The sequence below is a fragment of the Hippea maritima DSM 10411 genome (assembly GCF_000194135.1).
Lineage (GTDB): Bacteria > Campylobacterota_A > Desulfurellia > Desulfurellales > Hippeaceae > Hippea > Hippea maritima.
On the sequence record NC_015318.1, the window covers coordinates 641445 to 661360 of the forward strand.

The following is a 19916-nucleotide window of genomic DNA, read 5'->3' on the forward strand; positions in this document are numbered from 1 at the left end:
CCAAAAAACTCGTTAAGGGGGTATGAGTATGAAGAAGTTCGGACTTCTTGACTTTGTGGTATTGGGAATTTTTATTGGCATGGGGGTTTTGTTAAACATTCCAGCAGCACACGCCATAACAGCACCAGCTTCTGGTAGTTTCGCTTATGATGTATACGACGTAGGGGTAAACAGCATCTTGAAAGGCCCCATTGGCTTTGTTGGTGGGGTTGGCGCTGTTGTGTTTGGGGCAATAGCTGCAGTTCAGGGAAGAGTTTTAACTGCTGTCCCTGCAATACTTGGCGGCGCTGCAATGCTAAAAGCTGATACTATTGTGTCTTCTCTGGGAGCTATCGTCTAACACAAAAAAACAAAAAAGAGAGGCGGACAATGAAGAACTACTGTCCACGATATTTATACAGGCCGATTCAAGTTCTATGGTGGGAAGCTGACGAGTTCTCTATAATGATGATATTCTTTACCCTTGCAATGATCTACGGATATATCTTCTGGATCTTAATGATTGCTGTTCCCTACGGTTATTCTAAGTTTAAAAAGAGATATCCAAGGGGCTTTATTTTTCATCTTTTGTGGTTTATAGGGCTCATAAACTTTAATCGTTATCCTACATACTTTGAGAGGGAGTTCCGAGAATGAGATTTAAAATTTATATGAACGAGCTTGCCAATGCAAAACACAATAACAGACTTTTAAAATTCGTTATAGTAGTTATGGCTGTCGCTATTGTGTTTAGCTTTTATTATATTGACAGGATTGTAACAAGAGAGAAGATTGTTCTTCTTCCACCTGAGGTTCATTCAAAAATGGTTTTTATAGGCGACAGGCCAAGCAAATCTTACTTTGACGAAATGACGAGGTATGTGGTTTCCCTTGCGCTTGATTACACCTCCGCCACGGCAAGGGGGCAGTTTGCGGAACTCCTAACCCTCTTTGCCCCCTCTTCTTTTAAGGAATACCAGCAGGTGTTTTACAACCTTGCGGATAGACTTGAGGCGGCAGGCAACATATCAAACGTATTTTACATAAACGAAATAAAACTCTACCCCAAAAAAGGAAAAATAGTTGTTATAGGCATGAATTATACATATTCTGCCAACTCGCTTCTTTCTCAAGAAACAAGAGAGTATCAAATAGGCTACAAGGTACAGAACGGCAGGTTCTTTATAACTTCATTCGGTAGAGTCCAAAAGGAGGCAGGAAAGTGAAAAAAAGACTGGCGTTATTTGCATTACTTGCATTTTCATTACCCTCTTATGCCGGGACAGTTAACAGTGTGTCGGTGGATAACAACACAGTTACGATAGAACATACAGGCAATATAGAATATAAAATATTAACACCCGGGGACTTGAAACATTCAGACATTTATGTCGTGGACATAGTCGCCCCTGATCATGTATTTGACACAAAATCACACGTGTATAAACCTAAAAATTCAGTTATCAAAAAGGTAGTTACTGCATGGCATTACTTTGACACTGAAAAACTTTACCATGTTCCTTTTCTAAGAGTGACGGTGCATATTGACTCTAAAAAATTTAAACCAAAGCTAACCGACGACAACAACACGCTTAAAGTTGTATTCACTGACCCGCCTCAATCTCAGGTTAACCCCGCTGACCTGCAGCTGAGACAGGAGCAGGAGTTTTTAAAGAAATTAAAAGCTCAACAGAAAGAACTAAAAACGATATCAAAGCCCGCCGTTAAGCTGGTCGATAATAATACAAAACATAGTAATAAAAAAGATAACGCCACAAAACCATACATCACCGCTCTCCATCCAAAGTCCTGTTCAGCTCATAAAAACAGCGGTCATGTTTGCATGCCTAAACCAAAAAAGGGGTTTTCCTCAACTAACCCAGCAAGCCAACCTAAGTTTGACCAACACCCAAAATCTAACATCTATAACCCCTATAACCCCAGCGAGCCAGCTTATAAAGTTTACTCTTCAATGTATAGAGTTCCACCTCCACCAAGATATACTCATCTAAAGAAAAAGGTCCTAAAAGTGCTGCCCGACACTTTTATCAATCCCGACGTTATTACAAAAGTTGAAGTCAGTAATGTTGACGTCAACAGAATAGTTAGCCCGGAACCCATCAAAGACATTGTTTATTCAAAAGAAAAGGGGTTAATGGTTAACTACGTTGGTAAAAACGCTTTTATAAAGTTTGTTATAAAAGCAAACCCCGACGGTACGTATGATTACATTCAAGAGCCTTCAGAGGTCTATATTGTAACTCAGGATGCCGTTTATACGCTTATTCTTAAGCCCAGCCAGGTGGCTGGTAGAACAATAAGGCTCTCTGGCGGCACGCTCAAAAAGATACAGGCGAACGAAAACATGTTTTCACAGCTCCCTTACGAAAAGAAAATAATCAAGATAATTAAATCCGTATATAAAAATGACATTCCAGATACGTGGGATGTATCTCACCCTCAAAATCCAAAGCCGATAATTTTACCTAACGGCTTAACAGCAAAATTAATAACAACAGTAAAAATAGAAGGCACAGGCTTTAACCTTAAAGAATATGAAATAACAGGCTCTACACCGATCAGCATATCAGAAACAGACTTTTTAAACACAAAGCTTGCCAGACATCCAAAAGCTATATCCCTAACGGGCTTTAAGGTGTCAAAAGACGAGCCTGTTTACCTGTTGATCGTTGCAGGGGAGGGTGATAATGAGTGATAAAAACAACGCAAAGAAAACGCCTGAGAACAAAAAAGAGAAAACCACCAACCTGATAAAATCCATTTGGGATAAACTCGATCCCAAAACAAAGCACCAGCTAAGCATAATGCTCTCGGCTCTAATCATAATCATACTTGCTATAACAGGCTACTACCTGTCCCATAATAGTAATAACGAACAGCAACGGCAGGTAGAATCTATCGAAAAGCCTGTAAAAATCACCCTTCAACCCGGTATTCTTGAGAAAAACATAAACAACAATGTTAATCATAAACTTACTGAATTTGAGAAAAGGCTACAAAAACTTCAGCAGCAAGTCGCCAAAAGGCAACAAACCAACAAACAACAAACCAATAAACTTTCCCTCAACAAACAAGGAAACTCTCCCAACAAACCAACAAACACACCTCCTTTTAAGTCTCCCCAGCTCGCTCGCAACTTTGCCGGCGGGCTTGCCTCCCAGAACGGTAATATCAACAAACGCAATATGCAACCTGAGCCGCAAATTATCGGCGGCATCGGCATAGCCGAAAACCAAAACGCTGCCAAATCATCTATAGATAAATCATTAAAAAAAAAGAAACCAACCGAGGGAGTTTATTTACCTCCCTCTTTTATGGAGGCAAGCCTCTTGAGTGGCCTTGATGCTCCGACTATGAATGGAGCAAAAAGCAACCCCGTTCCTGTCTTGCTGCGCGTGCGCGCGCCAGCTATTCTGCCTAACCGCGTGCGCGCAAACTTAAAAGGCTGCTTTATCATTGCCGAAGGTTTTGGCAACCTGGCTTCTGAAAGAGTTATGCTCCGCCTTGTTAGCCTGTCCTGTATAGCAAAAAGTGGGCAGGCAGTAATTGACCAGCCCGTGAAGGGTTTTGTTGTGGGCTCGGACGGTAAGATTGGCCTGCGGGGCAGGGTTGTTTCTAAAATGGGATCTGTTCTTGCAAGGGCAGCTCTGGCTGGTTTTTTGACCGGTTTTGGCAATGCCGTTCAGACTTCGGCTGCAAGCACTTACACTTCGACGCTTGGCACTTCATCGACGGTAAAATCCAGCGATGTAGCAAGATCTGCCTTAGGAGGTGGAATATCTCAAGCCACTAAAAAACTTGCGGATTTCTATATGAAGCTTGCCGGTCAAACTCTACCTGTTATTGAGGTAGGCGCAACGAGGCGAGTTACTGTGGTTATATCCAAAGGCGTTATGCTGAATATTAAAAACGTGTGTGTTGGAGGCAAAAAATGCAAAGATCAGGATTAATAAAAACAGCTTTATTACTACCAGCTATAGCTTTTGTATTGAGTTCTTGTACCTCTGTAATGAATCCTTACTCATCCAACTTTTCTTGCCCTAAATACTACAAAGGTAAATGTGTATCCTTACCTGAGGCCTACAACGAGAGCATACACAATACCGACGGGCAACCCACAAAAGCACAAAAGGAGTTAAAGAGGATGTCTATAAATACCCAATCTGTTCAGAACAGCACAAAATCAGTGAATATATATAAACAGCAGTTATTAGCCAAAATAAGAAAACTTGTAAAACAGCCTAAAACACCCATAGTTGTTCCACCAACAGTTATGAGAGTGTTGATTTTACCTTATGTAAACAGTCAAAACGAACTTGAGATGGAAAGGTATGTTTACTTTTTCACCGGTAAGCCAAAATGGGTATTCAGTCAGTAGATTTTAAGTAATTGAAAGGAGAAGTAAAGCATGAGAAAAGCAGTTAGAAATGCGGCTTTGGCAACAGCCATTGTAGTAGCTGCTACTGCAGTGTACGGTTCTCCCAATGCTTTTGCACAAAATAAAATCCCGTCGGTATGTAAAGGCATAAACCTCAACGAGCATGTGCCCATGCCGCCTTATAGAATCATGTCCGTAAGGGATGTTCACGGGCTGTGCGAAATGATTTTAGATATAAAAGGCGAACTGGTGCCTGTTTATGCCACTAAGGACTTTATTGTTGCAGGAGACATGTTCAGCCACCGCAAGCAGATAACCGAGAGGCAAATCTGGAAGGTTCGAAGTAATCTTTTAAAGAATAAATTTAAAACATACAAAAAAGACCTGGAAAATCTTGTAGTGGCAGAGTTCAACCCTAAGGCTAAAAAATACGTGTATTTTTTTGTAGATCCCTTATGTCCATACTGCGAGAAAGCAAAGTCTGAGCTTACTAAACTGGCTCAAAAACACAACTTTGGCATAAAGCTTGTTTTCTTTCCTGTCCACGGCAAGCCTGCCGTAGATGATATAAAGGGGTTTATCTGCTCTCATAAGACATTTAAAGACTATTTAAACGACAATTACGAGGGTGATACTAATTGTGATAAGGCTAAAAACTACATAGACAAGTCAATTGATATAGGGCGTTCTTTGGGAGTGCAGGGTACACCAACAATAATCACAGACAATGGCGACTACATACTTGGTTATCAGCCAAAGGTGATATTGAAAGATTTGGGGCGTTAAAATGTTAAAAAACATTATAGTGTCGTTGATTGTATCGCTCATAGTGAGTGTCGGTTCTCTTTATTACTATCACAGGCACTTCGCACCTAAAATTGTGGCGATAAACTTCAATGACTTCCTTAATCAGCAGGAAAAACTTTTTATCGTAGGCAAGATAAATCAGCAACAGCTTAAAGATAACCTCAAAAGAGGACTGCTGGTGGTTAAAAAACAACCTAAAAATGCCGTAGTATTGGCCGGCAGATGCGTATTAAGAGGGAAAGTAATTAACATTAGCCTGAAAAACCACCAGAAACAGGGAGGCGCGAAGTGATGGTTTGTAGTTTTCTTGATTTTTTAAATCCTTTATCTCACATGTCGCCAGAAAAGTATTCCTCGTTCATAACCATGCTTTTTGCAACGATATTTAGGGGCGTTGGAGCAAAGATTTTAAGCGTGGCGTTTTTCGCTTTAGCTTTCTGGATGTTATTCCGCAGGGAAAACGTGCAGGCGTTTGTGTCGTTTTTACTTATATCGCTGTTTTTTGCTTATTCTGGCGGGTTGCTGGGAAGTGTGTTCTAAAAAATGTTGAATTTTGAATGTTAAATTTTGGATTAAAGGAGCGGTGTAATGGCGAAGGGTGCTGATAAAGGCGGTGGTGGAAACGATACCGTATTAGTAGCTGGAATGGGCGATCTGCAGAAGCCCTTAAACCTTTTACAGGCTATTGAGGAAATTCAGCACATGTCTGCAATGGAAAAAGACATGGAAGAACCGCTTGATAAAAACTTCCTTTCCATAAAACAAAGGCTTGATTTTTTTGCTATAGGTTTTAGAAACGGCTTGCTCAACGGTTTTGTAACCGCTTTACTTACACCGTTAGCTTTAGGAGTCCTTGATAAGATAATTCCTCTGTTCGGCGATGCTCAACCTACATTTTTCGATAAAATATACGCCTTTTTGCTGGCTATGGGGTTTTCTCTGGGTTTTGCCATTTTCTTAAGCAGCTTGCATAAATGCTACGTGGGCACAGTGTCAAAAGGAATGATAAACAATCTTTTCGGCGGTTTATCTGCTGGCATTTTATTGAAGGTGTCTCTTGTATTCCTTATATACAATTGGATATTCGTTAAATTAACACCTGAAAGGGTTTATAACACCCTCGTGCAGGTGCATAAGATATTCCCTAAAGCCAACCTTGTCCCCGTCTACAAATGGATACTGGAGTTTAAAAATGTTTTACCTGAAAGCATTGTTTTTATCGCTTTGACCTCGCTGCTGATGGTAATTTTGCCGACAATAACGCTGGCTGTAACGAGCATACGAAATAAAGTGAGAAAGGAGACTGAAATTGATTAAGAAAAGTTTAACAGTTTTTGTATTTTTACTCTCTTTTGTTGTGAATGCAAATGCAAAAGGAGTTTTTACAGTATACAGCGAGCCTTACACTTATCCTTCAACGCCCATTGTCAACTATGCTCAGAATAACCAGTTTCTCATGGGGAAATGGAAAGCAGTAAAGGGCGCAAGATCTCTAGGGGGAGAAAAAGACAGGAAAGTTCATTCTAGCGTTAGGCTTATCGACAGCCGTGGGTCTTTTCCGTCTCTCCCCACGGCTGTTCATAGGCTTAATCAAAAAACCTATTCTTTAAATGATATGATTAAATTAGTAATTTTAAAAAGAGTATCAAGATCTGCTAAAATAAAAAAAAGCAATAATCGCACAAATGTTGCAAATGTTACAACTGCAAAAAAAACATTAATTTTAACACTGTATTACCCTTTAGATATTTACACTTTAACACCTCGGCAAAAAGTATTACTAATTTCCAAATTAAAGTCCTATAAAAGTAAAAAACTTTACGTTGAGGGGTATACAGACTGCGCCGGAAGTAGAGAATACAACAATGTTTTAGCGCGCAAGAGAGCTGAAAACGTAGCGCAATTCCTGAACAGGCACGGATTTAATGCGGTAGTTCTGCCTTCTTTTGGAAAATATCACACACTGAAAACGGCTAAAGAAAGCAGAAGGGTGGAAATCTATGTGGAAAAGTAAAAAAGGGATAATAACTGCTGCAGTTCTTGTTGTATCTTTAGTTTTTCTACATTTTATTTTAACTCATTTATCCTTTTCCGCTACAGACAGCGTAGGTTACCATCTGTTTTACATATCAAAGAATTTTAAAAAAATAAAAAAGCATGACTACGTGCTGTTTCCTATACACGAAACTAATATCAAAGAAATTCAAAATGAGCTGAAAAAGTTTAAAACGATAATCCTTGTAAAGCAGGTTGCCTGTGTTCCGGGCGATAGGCTGACAGTTAAAGGCAGGAAGTTTTACTGCAACGGCCAGTATCTCTGCACTGCAAAAATCAGAGCTTTAGACGGCGAAAAAATTAATCATTTTAAGTTTAATGGTGTAGTTCCTAACGGATACGTTTTTGTTCTTGGTAAGGATGTAAATTCCTATGACAGCAGGTATTTTGGTTTTGTTCCTATTAAAGAGGTTATGGCGGTTGCTTATCCGATACTGTAGCACAACCTCCTATATATAGAGGGGTGTCATGAGGAAAGTAGTTCTGATTTTAGCTGTATTGTTTTTAACAGTTATATCTGCTAGGGCGGATGTGAATAACTATAACCCTTATCAGGGATGGTTTTGGTATAAGAATCCGCCCAAAAAAGAAAAAAATAAAGATAAAAATAAAGAAGAAAAATTCACCATGAAAACTTATACGTATAAGCAGTTGTGGAATATGTATCCTGATAAGTTTCAAAAGCTATTGAAATATGCTCTCAGGCAGGCTGTGCAAAATCCTACTCCACAGAACGTAAAGCAATATCTAATACTGCAGGATATAGCTAGGCGGAAGGCCTACGCTTTTTCAAATGTTGTTGGCTATGTTACGCAAACAAACCCCAACTTGAGTTTATATAAGGATTATCCCGAGAACTCGCCGGGCATCAGGATGAGGACTGGTTTAATGAACTACGATGTAGATAAGACTCTGAAGAGCAATAGAGATGAATACGCCTTACTTTTCTTTTATAAACCCGGTTGTCAGTACTGCGAGATTCAATCCCAAATACTTCGGTATTTACAGGATGAGGACGGATGGGAGATTATGCCTATCAATATTAACCAGCGTTATGACGTTGCGGCAAGGTTTAACGTAAAAACCGTTCCGGAAATAATACTAATACATAAAGGTAGCCCCCAGTGGATACCTGTAGCTGCGGGCGTAATCGCATTAAACAATATAAAAAGAAATATCTATAGGGGAATTATGTATTTTGAAGGCAAGTTGAATCCCAAAAACTGGAGCATATACCAATTCCAGAAAAACAGTGGATTTGACGTGGACAAGTATCCTGTAGCTCCCGATATGAAATTCAAAATAAAGGTAGAAGAACAGTAAAAAGGAGGTAGAAGTTATGGCAGAGATGACAAGAGAGGAAAGGGAAAAGTTCTTTCAGACATTGCAGGAAAGAAAGGAAAACCTTGCAAAGCAAAGAGAAACAAGGGTCGTGTTTGCAAGGACAAGGGACACTGAAGCCGCTTTAGCTATTGTTCAGTCTGCAGACAGGGCTTTAAACCTGTTAAGAAGGAATGCAGGGTTGAGATTTCCGTTTGAGGAAGTGGCCAGACATGTAGAAGCATACAAGAAAGCGGTATTGGATATGCACAAGACTGTTGATGAGATGTGTAAGTATGCCGGAGTGCCTTACAGGGTGCCTGCGTGGGTTAGAGAGCAGCTGGGCATGTCTGAGGAGGACGATGCTGAGGCGTAAAATGGCGTTCAATTTAGGCAGGGCTGCGGTTAGGGCTATGTCCCTTACCGCGGCTTTGTTTGTCCTGGTTATAGCGGTTAATAGCAGTCAAGCATGTGTAAACCTCGGTACTTACGGGGCAACCTGGCCTATTAAGGAGCAGGATGCCTTAAAACAGATTTTAAGCGGATTAAAGCACTACAACTATCGTAAAATATTAAACAAGCAGGTTTTCACCAGTGCTTTTCACCGATACGAGGAGAGGTTATCGACAGACCTACCAAGATCAAAAAAACATAAAATCTACACGGTGGATATGACATACACCCTACCTTTTGATATAAGAGATGCTAAGGGCAGGATTATTTATCCCAGAGGTTATAAGTTCAACCCATTAGATTACATAAAAGTGCCGTTTGTTTATGTAATTATAAACGGCAACGACAAAAAACAGGTGAGCTGGTTTATGCACTCAAAATACTATAATAAAGTAAAATCAATGCTTCTTATCTGCAAAGGGGACGTTATCACGCTCGAAAAGAAGATAAAAATGCCTGTCTTCTATGCAGATAAGAGGATTATCAAGAAATTTAACTTAAAAGTCGTTCCTTCTATAGCTTACCAAAAGGAGGATAAGTTTTATGTGGAGGAAATACCTTTACCTGATAATAGCACTGGCAATCATATCGGCAAGCCTACCAACTAAAAGCTATGCTGTATGTAAGGGTAAGTTTTTTAATCCTATCACAGATATAGACTGGTGGGGTATATTTCCCGTTAAGATAGGCGGTATTACTATATTTAAGACTAAGATAGATGCACCTTCTGTACCGGGTGGTTCACCTATCTGTATTTGCGGTAAACCTCCAAATATAAAATTTGGTATTAAGGTGAGTTTTTGGGATCCTGCTAGATTAGTTGAAACGGTAAAAGATGCTTGGTGTTTTCCAACCCTTGGGATGAGCGTATCTAGTGGTGGTTTTCTTAATGGTTCAGCAAGCGCTAAAGACAGAAACTCCAATGAGGTTTTTGCTCAGTCCCATTACATATGGATGGATATTTTTGCTTTAGTAGGGTTGTTTATAGATTATTCCTGCTTTAGCCCTCTGGATTTCGATATAGCCTACATTACAGAAGTTGATCCGACTTGGAACAGCGATATAACAGCTTTTCTTCTTAACCCAGAGGCGCTGCTTTTCGGCAATCCTATAGCTCAATTGGTCTGTTCAGCGGATTCCGTTTCATCAAATATGGGTATTACGGTAGATCCTTTATTCTGGTGCATGGGCAGCTGGGGAAGTGCGTATCCTCTAACAGGACACTGGAGCGGACGCGACAAAACAACCGCCAATGCAGCAATAGCCGCGAGGATGATTTATAAGCTTTCAAGAGAAGGGCTGCTCTGGGATGGTGCGGTTAGTTACTGCTATAAGTTTCCAACGCCCATCTGGATGAAAAGCCATTATAGGCTACAAGAAGCAAGACCTTTAAGGAGTCCATGGGTTTTACCTTTAGGCAGAAGCGATCTTATATGGGGCGCAGGCGCTAATCCTCCAATAAGCGGTGGGCATGGGGCCGAGGATAACTTCCTGTGGATTTTGTTTAAAGAGAGGCTGTGTTGTATGGGGATAGGGCTGTAGTTATGGGTTATGGGATATGGTGGTGCATGCCGAACAGACACTGCACAGGTGAATGAGTTAATGAGTGAATGGGTGAGAGGATGAGGAGAATAACTATTTTAATCTTAACCTTGTTGTTCTTTGCAGGTGTTGGTTACGCAAGCGACAATAGTTCCTTTAAAGTATCTCAAATTCCAGAAATACAAAAACAAGCTTTAAAGAAATATAAACACATCAATACCCAAAATAAATACTCAAAACAAATGCAAGAAGTGGGTAAACAAGCCTATCAAACTTACACAAACAACAAAAAAATGCAGACAATGCTCAATACTTACGAGAATAATATTCTTTCTACAAAACAGTTTAAAGCTGCTTTTAAGAAATACGCGCCTGGGTGGTTTCAAAAGGGGAAGAAAAGGATTAGTTTTTCCCGCATAGGCGCTCATGACAAGCTCTTTATCTTTATATCCTCTTCCATGCCTATGAGCGAGATAAGACGGTATGTTCAGCAGGTTGCATTAATTAATGAGCCAGATGTACAAATTGTCATAAGAGGCTTTGTGGATGGTGTTAAGTATTTAAAGCCAACTATTAGGTTTTTTTATAAAGCAGCCAAAATAGATCCCAACTGTGAAGGATTAACAAACTGCAAGTTTTACAATGTATCTATAGATGTAAACCCCTTGCCATTTAGAAAATACCATATAGAAAGAGTCCCTGCCTTTGTATTTGATCCCAATTTTCAAAAAATCACTAAAACCAACATAAACGACAACGACTCCGCTTACAAGCTTTATGGAGATGTAAGCCTCGAATATGCAATTAAAGTCTTATACGAAAACAGCAGGTATATCAGGCTAAAAGAGTTTTTGGATAAGCTCAAGAGCAAGGCGTTTTATCGTTAATTTTTTCTCTACTTTTCCCTCTTGACTAAAAACAGTAACAGATTATTCTATTAGTAGCAATTTTACCCACGGGTAAACCAGTCACTACGACCTTGCCCGCCGAGTGGCGGGAGGCCGTGGACTGTCGTAGGAGACTGGACAAAAGGCACTGGAGATGCCCCAGTGTCTAACCAACGGTTGGCGACCGGTAGTTATAGTTTTGTATTGTTGTTAGTTAGTTGTAGGTATTAGGTAGCAGATTTTAGGTTATAGTTAGTTCTCACATTATATTTTAAATTCTTACAATTATATTCTTTTTTATAGTCATATCCTTATAGTTATATCTTTTTAATCATCATATTAATCATATTTAGAGAGATGGAGGTAGTTATGGAGTTTGTGATTTTTGGGATGATTGTGTTGTTTGTTTTATTTTTGGATAAGTCTATTCTAAGACCATTATTCTTTTAATTTTTAGAAAAAAAGAGAGGTGTGTTATGTCGGCAGTTGAGGAAATTAGAAGAATTAGAGAGGAAAGCTTATGGTTGTTGGAAGAGTTTAGAAAGTTGGTAGAGGATATGGAGATTGTAAAGTTGGATGTAGAACTTATGAAGACAGAAATAGAAGAAAAAGAAAATTAAGAGGAGGGTATCATGGCAGATGTAAAGGCAAATCTTAATTTATGGAAAGCTGTAGAAAAAACAGATATGTCTTACACAAAGAAAGTAAGTTGCGGTCAGAGGACATTTACAAGCATTAATCCCTATTATCAAATTAGGCGTGCCACCGAAATATGGGGTGAATACGGTAAGACGTGGGGATTTAAAGATGTTGATTATCAGTTTATCACGATTCAAAAAGCCGACAAGCAGGAAACCTACTGCGTTGCCAAATTTAGGTTTTTCTACCCTGAAGGCGAGTATGTGGTGTTAAACTCTATAGCCGTTAGAGATGATGAGTTTATGAAAAAGCTCTATACCGACGCTTTAACGAAAGCTCTTAGCTACTTGGGTTTTGATGCAGATATTTTTATGGGTGAGATGGACAAAGAGGCAAGGTATACAGGAGAGGTAAAGAAGACAGAAACGGCTGCAAATGAGACGGTGAAAAAACTCGAGAATGCTTTAAAAGCTCTCGGGTTAAAACTGGAAAACGGTAAGGTAGTTGGTAGAACTTACGGAAAAAGTAAGGAGTTAAAAGCCTTAGGCTTTGTTTGGAAGCCAGAAGAGAAGATGTGGGTTTTACCTCAGCAAAATCAAAATCAAATTCAAGATGATATCCCCTTCTAATTTAGTCGTTAGTCGTTAGTATTTAGCTCATTCTCTATATTTTCATATTTAATTATAGGAGGTTCGTTATGTTGGAGAAAGTTATTAGTGAGAATATTGATAAAGTACTGGCTGATTATTCTAATTTATTGGGGAATAGAAAAGATTATGTTGGTGCAAGTGATATTGGGCAGTGTGAGAGGAAAGTTGTTCTATCTAAGGTGGAAAATGTCGATACTTCCGCAGAGCAAAAAACCGTGATGTTGCGTGGGCATCTGTCGGAAAATGTAGTTGGCGACATCCTGGAAAAAGCAGGGCTTTATTTTAAAAGACAGTACGAAGTGATTCATCCACAGTACAGTTTTATTAGAGCACATATCGATTTTCTTTTCCAAGCAAAAAATGGCACTAAAGGTGTCCTTGAGGTGAAGACCACTACTGGGATACCCGACGAGCCTTACATGTCTTGGGTTTTACAGTTACAAATGCAGATGAATCTTGTTAAACTGAGATTTCCTCAAGACGAAGTTAAAGGTGCTATCTTAGTTCTTGATCTAAGTAGTGGAGAGATAAAAGAGTTTAACGGCTTCACACCGAACAGTAATATATTTGCTGTTCTGGTGGAGAAAGCCAAAAGAATTTATGAAAAAGTTAGAAACAATGACAAGCAGAATTTGAAAACCGAAGTGTCTTTCCTCTGTGGATCCTGCCCATTCAAGGCCACATGTCCTGAGTGGAGTGGAGATGAGCAGAAAGTATCAGACGATATTAGAAGATTGGTTGAATACTATAAAAGCCTTGCAGAAGATGAAAAGGAACTAAAAAAAGAAAAAGAAGCCGTTAAGCAAGATCTCATTAAAGTTATTGGGGAAGGAGAGCTAAAGTTTAACGGTAATAAGGTAACTGTGAAAAACACAGTCAGAAAATCTCTAGATAGTAAGGCACTCCAGAAGGAGTTGCCTGAAATCTATGAGAGATTCCTAACTGAACGAGAGATGGTCTATTTTAGAGTGGATTAGTCGTTAGTCTTTAGATATTAGATTTTTAGTAGGGGATAATTCCTTCGGGGGTTATCCCCTTTTTTAGTTTAAAGAAAAAAAGAGAGATGGAGGTAATAAGGATGGCAATAGCAGGTTATTTAGAGAGAGTGACTAGGTTTGATAATAAAATTGTAGTGGTATTTTGGACTATGACAGGGAAATATGTTGAGGAATTTGATGATCTTAAAAGTGCTTTTCAGTGGCTTGAAGAAGCGAATTTGAACGATAGCGAAGCTGTATATGAATTAGAGTGGTGAACTAAGGAGGTAGGAATGATGAAGATAATGGATTACGGAGATGTGAATGCGAGGCTAGAGAAGAAAAATGAGGAAATGATTTTTAAAGACATTTTAGCAGAAATTATAGGGGCTTTTGTATTGGGGTTATTTGTAATTTTCACTCTGATGATATTTTAAAGGAGGATGTAAAAAATGGGATACTATAGTAGTTTTAGATGGGAGTTTATAGATCCCACAAAAGTGGATATGGAGAAGAAAAAGGAATTGGAAGTGTTTTTTGCAGATAGTGATAATGAGGATGTTAAAGTAAGGTTAATCTTCCACGGAGAAGATGATGAGGTGTGGGGGTATAGAGTATCCCCCGGGAAAGTTGAGGATCTGTTTTGTGTTTTTTTGACTGCTTCAGAGTATGAAAGGGTTAGAGAGATATTTTAAACTGGGTTGTGGATATTGCTTATAATGGATAAATTTGAGGGCTTCTTGCCCTCTCTTTTCTTGTGGGATTGCTGTTGATCCCACTGGAGAGGAGAGGCTAATCTTTAGCTAACTATAACACAAAATCTTAACCCCGTCAAATTTTCCTCTCTGTTTAGATATAACAAAATATAAATTTTGATATAGTTGAGGTAGAAAAATCATAAAAAATCACCCCAAAAAGTGTACTTTTTACTTGACTTTTTCTAATTTGTATATATTATTATTTTAAGAGTAATGATATGAGTAGGTTCAGGTGGACTGCCCCTCATAACTTTGGCCTCTGTGAGCACCTAAGGATGTCGCATCTCACTGTCCCGCCTCGGACAGCCCTCCTGAGCTTACCCACTATGAGTTGCGGGTATGCTCGACGTTAATTCGGGAATTAATGTGTAACAAAAAGTGTTTATTAGGAGGGAAGTGAGTGGCAAAAAGGAAAGATTGCAATACAAAGACTATTTCAGGCATAACGCTAAAATCATTAGATGGTGTACACTGGAACATTGCAAGTTTAGAGCAGAGGAAAGAAATAGGGCTATACGGTTCATATACATTAGAGGAATGGGAATCAATCCTCAACGCTATTCTAAAGCAAAGAAAAACTGCGTAAGGAAAATGCAAACTAAGTCCATTAAAGGCACTATAGCCAGCGTCATATATTTAAACGACGACAACGCCTTCTCCATCCTCTCCGTTGAGACCAAGCAGGGCAAGATAAAAGCCAAGGGCGTATTCCCAGACCTCAAATCCATCGGCAAGGAGAAGGCTAAAGAGCTTGAGTGCGAGCTTGTAGGTTCCTGGAAAAAAGATCTCAGATGGGGCTATGAGTTTGTCTTCTCTAACGGCAGAATCCTCAACAGCGACGGCTTGTTCTTCTTCCTGACAAAGATAGTAAAGGGCATAGGCGAGAAGTTGGCAAGGGAGCTTATCAACCACTACGGCGAGCAGCAGCTAACCTACATCCTTGACAACGAGCCCGACACACTCACCGAGTTCAAAGGCATAAAAGAGAAAAAGCTAGCCAAGATACTTGAGTCTTGGAACAAATATAGGCAGTTAAAGCAGTTGAGCGAGTTCTTTACCCGCTACGGCGTCAATGCAACAGGCAATCTTATCCTACGCATATATAACACCTTTAAAGATAGAACAGATTTTGACTTAATGCTTGAGCTCTCCCGCAACCCCTACATCCTTACCGAAGTCAGAGGCATAGGCTTTAAGACTGCCGATAAGATAGCTCTCCAGATGGGTGTTGCCGAGGACAGCCCGGAGAGAGTTAGCGCCTTGCTTGACTATATATTGGCTTCCGAGTCCAGCGACAATGGACACACGTTCTTAACCTACAACCAGATCTACGAGAAAGCCAGCGAATACATATACAAAGAAGACGACAATAAGGGCATTGAGGACATCAAGCCCATAATAGATACAGTTATCCGCTCCAATGAAGAAAAGTATTATTACGACACTAAAAAGGTAGCCTTTAAAGGGCATAGGGTAAAGGAAGACTACATTGAGACCGAGATGAGAAAAAGGCTATCCCGCAGGTTCTTTGCGGTTCTATCAGAACAGGAGGCTGAGGAGTTTATTAGAAAGCAGGAGCAGAGGTTAGGCTTTAGGTTTTCTGATGAACAGAAAAAGGCAATTAAGACAATTACCACAACGGGCACAAACACCTTTATCTTATGCGGTTACGCTGGAACGGGTAAGTCTACAATATCAAAAGTAATTCTTGACTTTTACAGTCAATTTATACCAAAGGAGAAAATAACCTGCTGTGCCTTTACGGGTATGGCTTCAAAGAGAATTAGAGAGGTAACAGGTTATAAATCTTCGACTATACACTCCTTGCTTAAATACAAGGGAGATAGTTTCGAGTACAACCAAAACAACCCTCTACCTTATGACGTCATCTTGCTTGATGAAGCAAGTATGGTGAACTTGGATATATTCTACCACCTATTGAGAGCAGTCAAGAGAGATGCCGTCTTCATTATGGTGGGAGACGATGCTCAGCTTCCGCCTATCGGTGCCGGCAATGTTTTCAACGACTTACTTCACAAAGACTGGATACCAAAGGTAAAACTCACGAAAATCTACAGACAGAGCTCTGACAGCGTAATAACCTACTTTGCAAGCTACATAAGGCAGGGTAGGGTGCCGCAGGGGTATATCGGCAGGTATAGAGACTGGTATTTTAAGGAGATGGAGATAAAAAACTATTTCCAGCTAAAGAAAACCTTATCAAACAAGGAACTTGCAGAATTGAGAGAGTCGTATTTGTATCCTTTTTCTTTGGCTGTATAGGCGAACGTGAACGCTTTGCCTATGAGAAAGGCAAGATCTATTCTGTTTTTAGCCATTCTTTGCCCTTTCCTTAAAGTATTTAGATTTTGCCTCGTAGTCCCACTTCCTCAGCCCCAGATCGGCGACCACCACATTCAATGGTAGTATAACACCCCCTATCTATGTTTTTTTCTGTCATTTTTTTTCGCATTAAGCTTAAGTTCTATTTCGCCATCAATGCTTACATATTTAGCTAGTTTTTCGCTTTTGGCAGTCAGCCTGAAGTTAATACCGTTAATTGTGTTCACATCACCCTGCTTAACCTCTTTCCAGGTGGCTTTGTCTGAGCATAGCTCACTTACAAGAGGGGTTGATGTGGCTGATTTGCTTAATAGATTTTCGATTTTATCATTAAATTCAAGCCACTTGCCGATACACGGATCTCCTATAGTTTTACCGTCTTTTGAAACCGTTAAGCCGCAGTATATGTAATTATCAAGAGGCTCTTCAGTGCAGAGGCCTGCCATCTCCCTGTTTTGTATATCAGGGAATGTTACCGCCGTATCAGAGGAAAACAAAACCAACCTGCCATGACTGTCATATCCTGCTCTGTAGGATTTGTTGCCAAGAATGACTAAAGCCTTAAGAAAAGAAGAATCAGACAAATAGCCTTCAGGTATAGAACAAAAATTGCTTATAACTACATAATCGCTGCTTTTACCTATTAGGGCATAGCAGTTTGCCCCCGCAGCCAAAGTAAACGCATAAGAAAATTCCGTTTTTCCGTTAGGGCAGTATTGTTTAAGCAAGTTAAAGTTCTCCCAGCAAAGAGCAAAACCTTTTTTCTCAAATTCCTCAACTATTCCATTAATACCTTTCGACTCAAGTGGCGTAATCAAATCCATTGTCAAGTAGTTTTCTATGGCCATCCTGGCATCCTGAGAGAGCTCCGTTCGATTGAGTTCAATTCTATCGTCTTTTAGATAAAACCCTCTGTTTTTGTAAGTGATTCTTTTTCTGCCTGAAATCTTAGCTGCTCCAAATATGCTTTCCTCTATGAAAGAGTCTCTGATAAGTATTACTATAGAATTGTTTGTGATATACACACCCTGATCGGGTATTGTGCCGACAAAAAGGTATCCGTCGGCATCACTCCTCAAAACCGGCAGGTCGTGCTCAATGCTTTCCTGCGTCTGAAATAAAGGCTTCGACTTAACAGCAGCTCTCATACCCATCCACCCCCGAGCTCATCCACTCATCTACTCATCTACCCATCTACTCATATATAGGGAGATGTGTTACAGTTTTTCAGTATGTAAGCAGAATGATTGACAGGGTGAGAATAGCCAGAAAAAACCCTTCTGACCACTTGCCTGTGGTGTAAAGCGGTATGCTTAAGCGTTTTTGGTATTTGAGACCATACGGCACACCAAGAGGACTCAAGGCATCCAATGCAACATGCAAAGCAAGGCCAAAAGCAAAAGCAAGAACAATCGATCTTGGCGGCTCGTTTAACAAAAAACCGGCTAATGCCGCTATTATAGGCAGGAAGATGTGGTGTGTTATACCTCTGTGAGACAAAAGCGTGCGCTCTTTAAACCTTTCATATTTAAAGCCGGTTAAAGCTAAATCAATATCAGGGATGATATTACCAATTAGAAACACCCCTATTAACAGAACCTGCAAGTCAGTCACGGAAGTTATACGCCCGGGGTCAATGCCGGCAACCCCGGGCGCAAGGAGCAAGCCAACAAAAAAATGGCTTTTAAGCTTCACTTTTGCTTTCTTCTTCTTTCTGTTCTGTATTTTGTGTTTTTCTGTTTTTGCTTACAAGCATCAGCCCAAAGAACACGATTATCGTGTATCCAATTAAAATGACAAATCCGCCGCTTCCTATTGCCACATTCCGTATATGCACTCCGGCAGACATATACAAAAACTTCTTAAGCAGACTCGAGCCAATCAGGTAAGCCGCAAAAGAGATAAGAAAGCCCAGTGAGCCTGCAACTATATACCATACTTCTTCTCTTGTTAGTTTGTTATAGAGCGTCGCTATAGCGGGACCTATGATGAAAAAAGGGATAACATACAGCAGGTAAGCAAAACTGCCGATATGCACCACACTCTCAAAATACCCACGATATGTGACTATCGGCAAGAAAGCCCCAAGCAATACCATAACACCCAAAACCAACTCGGCAATAGCCACCTTTTTCCTGTTGTCCACAAAACACCTCCCAACTCTTTTTTTTGCCAAGCCCGCGTGGCTCGGCTATACCTTAAGAGATAACTTCTGAAGCTTTCTCATCTTGCCACCTCTGTTTTGATTTTTCTGATTGTCCTCACTATAACCATCCACTCCTTTCTTGAGAAAACCCGTCTATTAAAGGAATTAGGGCTTTGTTTTAGCCCGTTCTCTACAACCGACGCATAGTCAAAAGACACAAAAGGCTTTTTGCTTGGCAGGTATTGACTAAAAAAGACAGGTTCTCCGTTTTCCCTGATAGCTAAAGAGTCAACGCCGTAAATAGCCTCAATAACCATATCGACGGTCGGCTTGATGTGAGCTGATTTCAGGATATTTGCAAAATACCCCAGTTTTCGCTTCACGGAATAAACCCATCTGCTATAAGGATCGCTTCCTCTGTTTCTGACAACGCTATACCTTGCCATGATTACCCCCTTTCTCCCTATAATCCTTTAGCGGTAAACCATCCCCCTCTATGAAAAGCAGTTGAGCAATTCCCTCATAGGCATAGAGTTTGATGGCCACTGAGTTGAGATTGGCTATGCAAAGCCTCAACCTTCCGTTAAATCCAGCATCAACAGGGGTTGCATTGATGAGAATCCCCGCTTCTGCAAGAGAAGACTTACCGTAAATGAGTCCCGTAATGCCTCTTGGCATTTTGACGGTTTCAATTGTTAGCGCAACAATGTAGTCGTGCGGCGGTATTACGGGCGCCTCGTCATAGATTTTTTCAAATTCTCTGTGCTTGCTATCTAATACAGTGCCACGCTTTGGGATTAAGATATCGGGTGACAGCCTGAGATCGTATCCGTAAGGCTGAAGCCCGTAGGAGAAAATCCTCTGGCCACTGACTTCTCTGATGTTTTTTCTTTCGAACGGAGCAATTATCTCTTCCTTTTTCACCATTTGCAGTATCCACTTATCTGGCTTGAGCATTTTT

Annotated in this window: 29 protein-coding genes; 24 read left to right on the plus strand and 5 right to left on the minus strand. The window is 40.1% G+C overall.

From position 1 onward, the window contains the following. The first annotated feature begins 28 nt into the window (after positions 1 to 28). From HIPMA_RS03295 to HIPMA_RS03400, 24 genes are all read left to right on the plus strand, one after another. A complete protein-coding gene (locus HIPMA_RS03295) occupies positions 29 to 340 on the plus strand; it encodes a hypothetical protein (protein ID WP_013681646.1) in 312 nt (103 codons plus the stop codon). A gap of 29 nt (positions 341 to 369) precedes the next feature. Continuing rightward, positions 370 to 636, plus strand: coding sequence for a type IV conjugative transfer system protein TraL (locus HIPMA_RS03300; protein ID WP_013681647.1), 267 nt, complete (start codon positions 370 to 372; stop codon positions 634 to 636). Then, positions 633 to 1205: a type IV conjugative transfer system protein TraE gene (locus HIPMA_RS03305; protein ID WP_013681648.1), complete on the plus strand. Its 573-nt coding sequence runs from the start codon at positions 633 to 635 to the stop codon at positions 1203 to 1205. Before HIPMA_RS03300 ends, HIPMA_RS03305 begins: the two co-directional genes overlap by 4 nt. Next, on the plus strand, positions 1202 to 2695 hold the full coding sequence (locus HIPMA_RS03310) for a TraK domain-containing protein (RefSeq protein ID WP_013681649.1): 1494 nt from the start codon (positions 1202 to 1204) through the stop codon (positions 2693 to 2695). The genes HIPMA_RS03305 and HIPMA_RS03310 overlap by 4 nt, the downstream gene beginning before the upstream one ends. Continuing rightward, the gene (locus tag HIPMA_RS03315) at positions 2688 to 3950 is read left to right on the plus strand and encodes a TraB/VirB10 family protein (RefSeq protein WP_013681650.1); all 1263 of its coding nucleotides are present in this window, start codon (positions 2688 to 2690) and stop codon (positions 3948 to 3950) included. The genes HIPMA_RS03310 and HIPMA_RS03315 overlap by 8 nt, the downstream gene beginning before the upstream one ends. Continuing rightward, positions 3932 to 4378, plus strand: coding sequence for a type IV conjugative transfer system lipoprotein TraV (gene traV / locus HIPMA_RS03320; protein WP_013681651.1), 447 nt, complete (start codon positions 3932 to 3934; stop codon positions 4376 to 4378). The genes HIPMA_RS03315 and traV overlap by 19 nt, the downstream gene beginning before the upstream one ends. 30 nt (positions 4379 to 4408) lie before the next feature. After that, positions 4409 to 5164, plus strand: a complete 756-nt coding sequence (locus HIPMA_RS03325; protein ID WP_013681652.1) for a thioredoxin fold domain-containing protein — start codon at positions 4409 to 4411, stop codon at positions 5162 to 5164. Between the two features lies 1 nt (position 5165). Beyond that, complete coding sequence (locus HIPMA_RS03330; protein ID WP_013681653.1) at positions 5166 to 5477, plus strand: hypothetical protein; 312 nt, start codon at positions 5166 to 5168, stop codon at positions 5475 to 5477. Further along, complete coding sequence (locus HIPMA_RS03335; protein WP_148226553.1) at positions 5474 to 5725, plus strand: hypothetical protein; 252 nt, start codon at positions 5474 to 5476, stop codon at positions 5723 to 5725. The genes HIPMA_RS03330 and HIPMA_RS03335 overlap by 4 nt, the downstream gene beginning before the upstream one ends. A 48-nt stretch (positions 5726 to 5773) precedes the next feature. After that, positions 5774 to 6502 (plus strand): hypothetical protein, encoded by a 729-nt coding sequence (locus tag HIPMA_RS03340; protein WP_013681655.1) that lies wholly within the window; start codon positions 5774 to 5776, stop codon positions 6500 to 6502. Continuing rightward, positions 6495 to 7199, plus strand: coding sequence for an OmpA family protein (locus HIPMA_RS03345; protein ID WP_013681656.1), 705 nt, complete (start codon positions 6495 to 6497; stop codon positions 7197 to 7199). Before HIPMA_RS03340 ends, HIPMA_RS03345 begins: the two co-directional genes overlap by 8 nt. Beyond that, entirely contained in the window at positions 7186 to 7680 is a 495-nt protein-coding gene (gene lepB, locus HIPMA_RS03350; RefSeq protein ID WP_013681657.1) for a signal peptidase I, read from the plus strand. Before HIPMA_RS03345 ends, lepB begins: the two co-directional genes overlap by 14 nt. Before the next feature lie 28 nt (positions 7681 to 7708). After that, positions 7709 to 8563, plus strand: coding sequence for a conjugal transfer protein TraF (locus HIPMA_RS03355; RefSeq protein WP_013681658.1), 855 nt, complete (start codon positions 7709 to 7711; stop codon positions 8561 to 8563). Positions 8564 to 8579: 16 nt separating this feature from the next. Beyond that, positions 8580 to 8936: a hypothetical protein gene (locus HIPMA_RS03360; RefSeq protein ID WP_013681659.1), complete on the plus strand. Its 357-nt coding sequence runs from the start codon at positions 8580 to 8582 to the stop codon at positions 8934 to 8936. Then, a complete protein-coding gene (locus HIPMA_RS09115; RefSeq protein ID WP_148226554.1) occupies positions 8923 to 9621 on the plus strand; it encodes a hypothetical protein in 699 nt (232 codons plus the stop codon). Before HIPMA_RS03360 ends, HIPMA_RS09115 begins: the two co-directional genes overlap by 14 nt. Continuing rightward, positions 9557 to 10555, plus strand: a complete 999-nt coding sequence (locus HIPMA_RS03370) for a TraU family protein (protein WP_013681661.1) — start codon at positions 9557 to 9559, stop codon at positions 10553 to 10555. The genes HIPMA_RS09115 and HIPMA_RS03370 overlap by 65 nt, the downstream gene beginning before the upstream one ends. Before the next feature lie 68 nt (positions 10556 to 10623). Then, the gene (locus HIPMA_RS03375) at positions 10624 to 11442 is read left to right on the plus strand and encodes a type-F conjugative transfer system pilin assembly protein TrbC (protein ID WP_013681662.1); all 819 of its coding nucleotides are present in this window, start codon (positions 10624 to 10626) and stop codon (positions 11440 to 11442) included. A 476-nt stretch (positions 11443 to 11918) separates the two neighbouring features. Next, entirely contained in the window at positions 11919 to 12062 is a 144-nt protein-coding gene (locus tag HIPMA_RS09545; protein WP_013681663.1) for a hypothetical protein, read from the plus strand. Between the two features lie 12 nt (positions 12063 to 12074). Beyond that, the gene (locus tag HIPMA_RS03380; RefSeq protein ID WP_013681664.1) at positions 12075 to 12710 is read left to right on the plus strand and encodes a hypothetical protein; all 636 of its coding nucleotides are present in this window, start codon (positions 12075 to 12077) and stop codon (positions 12708 to 12710) included. 68 nt (positions 12711 to 12778) lie between these two features. Beyond that, a complete protein-coding gene (locus HIPMA_RS03385) occupies positions 12779 to 13708 on the plus strand; it encodes a hypothetical protein (RefSeq protein ID WP_013681665.1) in 930 nt (309 codons plus the stop codon). A gap of 101 nt (positions 13709 to 13809) precedes the next feature. Further along, positions 13810 to 13986 (plus strand): hypothetical protein, encoded by a 177-nt coding sequence (locus tag HIPMA_RS09550; protein ID WP_013681666.1) that lies wholly within the window; start codon positions 13810 to 13812, stop codon positions 13984 to 13986. 15 nt (positions 13987 to 14001) lie between these two features. Continuing rightward, complete coding sequence (locus tag HIPMA_RS09555) at positions 14002 to 14145, plus strand: hypothetical protein (RefSeq protein ID WP_013681667.1); 144 nt, start codon at positions 14002 to 14004, stop codon at positions 14143 to 14145. 15 nt (positions 14146 to 14160) lie between these two features. Beyond that, positions 14161 to 14403, plus strand: a complete 243-nt coding sequence (locus HIPMA_RS03390) for a hypothetical protein (RefSeq protein WP_013681668.1) — start codon at positions 14161 to 14163, stop codon at positions 14401 to 14403. A 459-nt stretch (positions 14404 to 14862) separates the two neighbouring features. Next, positions 14863 to 16749, plus strand: a complete 1887-nt coding sequence (locus HIPMA_RS03400; protein WP_013681669.1) for an AAA family ATPase — start codon at positions 14863 to 14865, stop codon at positions 16747 to 16749. A gap of 155 nt (positions 16750 to 16904) precedes the next feature. Here HIPMA_RS03400 and HIPMA_RS03405 read toward each other — a convergent pair whose 3' ends face one another. The 5 genes from HIPMA_RS03405 to dcd all read right to left on the minus strand — a co-directional run bounded on the left by HIPMA_RS03405 (position 16905) and on the right by dcd (position 19912). Next, positions 16905 to 17957 (minus strand): hypothetical protein, encoded by a 1053-nt coding sequence (locus HIPMA_RS03405; protein WP_013681670.1) that lies wholly within the window; start codon positions 17955 to 17957, stop codon positions 16905 to 16907. Between the two features lie 79 nt (positions 17958 to 18036). Next, complete coding sequence (locus HIPMA_RS09120) at positions 18037 to 18504, minus strand: metal-dependent hydrolase (protein ID WP_013681671.1); 468 nt, start codon at positions 18502 to 18504, stop codon at positions 18037 to 18039. Beyond that, positions 18494 to 18955: a hypothetical protein gene (locus HIPMA_RS03415; RefSeq protein WP_013681672.1), complete on the minus strand. Its 462-nt coding sequence runs from the start codon at positions 18953 to 18955 to the stop codon at positions 18494 to 18496. The genes HIPMA_RS09120 and HIPMA_RS03415 overlap by 11 nt, the downstream gene beginning before the upstream one ends. A gap of 77 nt (positions 18956 to 19032) precedes the next feature. After that, the gene (locus HIPMA_RS03420) at positions 19033 to 19401 is read right to left on the minus strand and encodes a hypothetical protein (protein WP_013681673.1); all 369 of its coding nucleotides are present in this window, start codon (positions 19399 to 19401) and stop codon (positions 19033 to 19035) included. Next, entirely contained in the window at positions 19388 to 19912 is a 525-nt protein-coding gene (gene dcd, locus HIPMA_RS03425) for a dCTP deaminase (protein WP_013681674.1), read from the minus strand. The genes HIPMA_RS03420 and dcd overlap by 14 nt, the downstream gene beginning before the upstream one ends. Positions 19913 to 19916: the final 4 nt, after the last annotated feature.

What these genes read in the sequence shown, in the direction of transcription:
- HIPMA_RS03295 (WP_013681646.1), top strand. Translation starts at nt 29, where the DNA reads ATGAAGAAGTTCGGACTTCTTGACTTTGTGGTATTGGGAATTTTTATT.
- HIPMA_RS03300 (WP_013681647.1), top strand. Translation starts at nt 370, where the DNA reads ATGAAGAACTACTGTCCACGATATTTATACAGGCCGATTCAAGTTCTA.
- HIPMA_RS03305 (WP_013681648.1), top strand. Translation starts at nt 633, where the DNA reads ATGAGATTTAAAATTTATATGAACGAGCTTGCCAATGCAAAACACAAT.
- HIPMA_RS03315 (WP_013681650.1), top strand. Translation starts at nt 2,688, where the DNA reads ATGAGTGATAAAAACAACGCAAAGAAAACGCCTGAGAACAAAAAAGAG.
- traV (WP_013681651.1), top strand. Translation starts at nt 3,932, where the DNA reads ATGCAAAGATCAGGATTAATAAAAACAGCTTTATTACTACCAGCTATA.
- HIPMA_RS03325 (WP_013681652.1), top strand. Translation starts at nt 4,409, where the DNA reads ATGAGAAAAGCAGTTAGAAATGCGGCTTTGGCAACAGCCATTGTAGTA.
- HIPMA_RS03330 (WP_013681653.1), top strand. Translation starts at nt 5,166, where the DNA reads ATGTTAAAAAACATTATAGTGTCGTTGATTGTATCGCTCATAGTGAGT.
- HIPMA_RS03340 (WP_013681655.1), top strand. Translation starts at nt 5,774, where the DNA reads ATGGCGAAGGGTGCTGATAAAGGCGGTGGTGGAAACGATACCGTATTA.
- lepB (WP_013681657.1), top strand. Translation starts at nt 7,186, where the DNA reads ATGTGGAAAAGTAAAAAAGGGATAATAACTGCTGCAGTTCTTGTTGTA.
- HIPMA_RS03355 (WP_013681658.1), top strand. Translation starts at nt 7,709, where the DNA reads ATGAGGAAAGTAGTTCTGATTTTAGCTGTATTGTTTTTAACAGTTATA.
- HIPMA_RS03360 (WP_013681659.1), top strand. Translation starts at nt 8,580, where the DNA reads ATGGCAGAGATGACAAGAGAGGAAAGGGAAAAGTTCTTTCAGACATTG.
- HIPMA_RS09115 (WP_148226554.1), top strand. Translation starts at nt 8,923, where the DNA reads ATGCTGAGGCGTAAAATGGCGTTCAATTTAGGCAGGGCTGCGGTTAGG.
- HIPMA_RS03370 (WP_013681661.1), top strand. Translation starts at nt 9,557, where the DNA reads ATGTGGAGGAAATACCTTTACCTGATAATAGCACTGGCAATCATATCG.
- HIPMA_RS03375 (WP_013681662.1), top strand. Translation starts at nt 10,624, where the DNA reads ATGGGTGAGAGGATGAGGAGAATAACTATTTTAATCTTAACCTTGTTG.
- HIPMA_RS09545 (WP_013681663.1), top strand. Translation starts at nt 11,919, where the DNA reads ATGTCGGCAGTTGAGGAAATTAGAAGAATTAGAGAGGAAAGCTTATGG.
- HIPMA_RS03380 (WP_013681664.1), top strand. Translation starts at nt 12,075, where the DNA reads ATGGCAGATGTAAAGGCAAATCTTAATTTATGGAAAGCTGTAGAAAAA.
- HIPMA_RS03385 (WP_013681665.1), top strand. Translation starts at nt 12,779, where the DNA reads ATGTTGGAGAAAGTTATTAGTGAGAATATTGATAAAGTACTGGCTGAT.
- HIPMA_RS09550 (WP_013681666.1), top strand. Translation starts at nt 13,810, where the DNA reads ATGGCAATAGCAGGTTATTTAGAGAGAGTGACTAGGTTTGATAATAAA.
- HIPMA_RS09555 (WP_013681667.1), top strand. Translation starts at nt 14,002, where the DNA reads ATGATGAAGATAATGGATTACGGAGATGTGAATGCGAGGCTAGAGAAG.
- HIPMA_RS03390 (WP_013681668.1), top strand. Translation starts at nt 14,161, where the DNA reads ATGGGATACTATAGTAGTTTTAGATGGGAGTTTATAGATCCCACAAAA.
- HIPMA_RS03405 (WP_013681670.1), bottom strand. Translation starts at nt 17,957, where the DNA reads ATGAGAGCTGCTGTTAAGTCGAAGCCTTTATTTCAGACGCAGGAAAGC.
- HIPMA_RS03420 (WP_013681673.1), bottom strand. Translation starts at nt 19,401, where the DNA reads ATGGCAAGGTATAGCGTTGTCAGAAACAGAGGAAGCGATCCTTATAGC.
- dcd (WP_013681674.1), bottom strand. Translation starts at nt 19,912, where the DNA reads ATGCTCAAGCCAGATAAGTGGATACTGCAAATGGTGAAAAAGGAAGAG.